This is a genomic window from Chloroflexota bacterium (assembly GCA_015478725.1).
Taxonomy (GTDB): Bacteria; Chloroflexota; Limnocylindria; order Limnocylindrales; family CSP1-4; genus C-114.
In genome coordinates this window covers 1-1,628 of record JADMIG010000097.1, presented here as the reverse complement: position 1 = coordinate 1,628, position 1,628 = coordinate 1, and the positions used below count along the sequence as shown (strand labels likewise).

1 protein-coding gene is annotated in these 1,628 nt (G+C 49.0%); it reads right to left on the bottom strand.

What is annotated here, in order from left to right:
- Positions 1-229 precede the first annotated feature (229 nt).
- Positions 230-1,628, bottom strand: a 1,399-nt coding sequence (locus tag IVW53_15920; protein ID MBF6607050.1) for a transposase, incomplete at its 5' end; no start/stop codon positions are given.

Genomic DNA, 1,628 nt, shown 5'->3' with positions numbered 1-1,628 from the left:
TATTGCCGGCAGTACTGTTGGATTTGTTCTGTGTTGTTCATTGTTTATTGGTTTAATTTATTTTTTTGACCCAAGTGGAATGCTGAACGCGCCAAGGGTAAGGATCCTCTTTTAATGAGGTTAGAAGCTTGGCTTGTTTCATCCCCGATAAAAGTCAAAAGCGCCACGTTTTGATGAAACCCCTTCTTGTGTGCGGTCAGCTTTTAACTTTTCCCGGGGACGGCAACCTTTAGCTCGTCAGTTTTTTAATGATGTCCTCATAATCCTGGACCGAACTTTTCTCTGGCTCCTGGGTTGACGCCCAGGGTATCCCGCTTAATGGATTTAAAGGGATAACTTTTTTCTGTTTAACTGGTGGAAGCTGTTGTTGGAGCAAGATGGCTTTAAAGTCCACGGCCCGGGTGATGTGATTGTCCAGGCAATAGCGGACAGTCCTTTCGATCAGCGTAGGGTCCGTGGCCCCGATGGCTTGCCGGACCAGGAGGAGCTGGTCGCGGGCATAGCGTGGTTTAGCCGTGCGGATGGTCGCGAGCCAATCTTTTCCTGTTTGTGGATCCTGGAGCAAGGCACACAGTTGATCGATCATTTCCCCGATGGCCGATGTCTTGTCCCGTTTATGATCTGAGTTAATGATTTTAAGGCCTTTGCCGGTAGAGATCTTGTGACGGCATAATTCCTTTCCCTCTGCCTGCAGGAAGACGAGCTCCCCCTGTTGGATTTGCACGCTCACCTGAGAGCCCCGGCCAGTGTAAGTGCCCAAGGGAAGAGAGTACAAATTTCCTTTCCAGGAGATGGTGTTATCTTTTCGCACGGTGTAGGACAGCGGGGAATTGGGCCGGGGCTGGGCTGCATAAGGTTTTAAAAAACCCTGTTCGATATGCCATTCCGTGATGGGATCTTTTTTGGTGAAGCTGTGGGGAACAGCATTTGCGGTACGCCCGAGCCATCCCAAGGCATCATCGTTGAGCGTTTCAATGTTGTAGAAAGTGCGGTTGTAGAGGAAGTTTTGTTTGACGTACTTGACCACGTTTTCAACTTTCCCCTTACTCTGTGGATCAGCTTTGCGGCAGAAGTGGAGTGTAAAAGATTGATGGCGGGTGTAGTTACGGAACAGTTCCGTCAGGATAATGTCGCCGCTGTTTTCACTGACGATAAATACCTTGTCCTGGTCGTAGACGATCTCATCGGGAACACCACGGATGAAAGCAAAGGCCAGTTCATGGGCCTCGATGGCGAGCTCACTGGTAAAGTAACGATCGGTAAACCAAACATATTTATAGCGCGAGCGGGACAAGACCATGATGAAGAAAAATACTTTCACACGGCTGCCCGTTGAACTGCGCATGATATATTCCCCGAAGTCTACCTGGGCCTGCTTCCCATAAGGCAGCTCTTCTACTACAGCCATCTGGCGCTGGGCTGCGAGCTTGGGGATATTGTGCTTGTTACGGATGAAGTGAACAAAATTAAATACCGTCTTGGGGTTAAGTTTAGGGAAGCCCTCATGGTTTTCCTTCAACCAGTCGTGCATCTGGGCTGAAGAAGTATCGGGATACTGCTTCAGGCGATCACGAACAAAATCCTCATAAGGGGCAAGTTCTTTTTTACGTTCGGAACTCTTCAGCAAG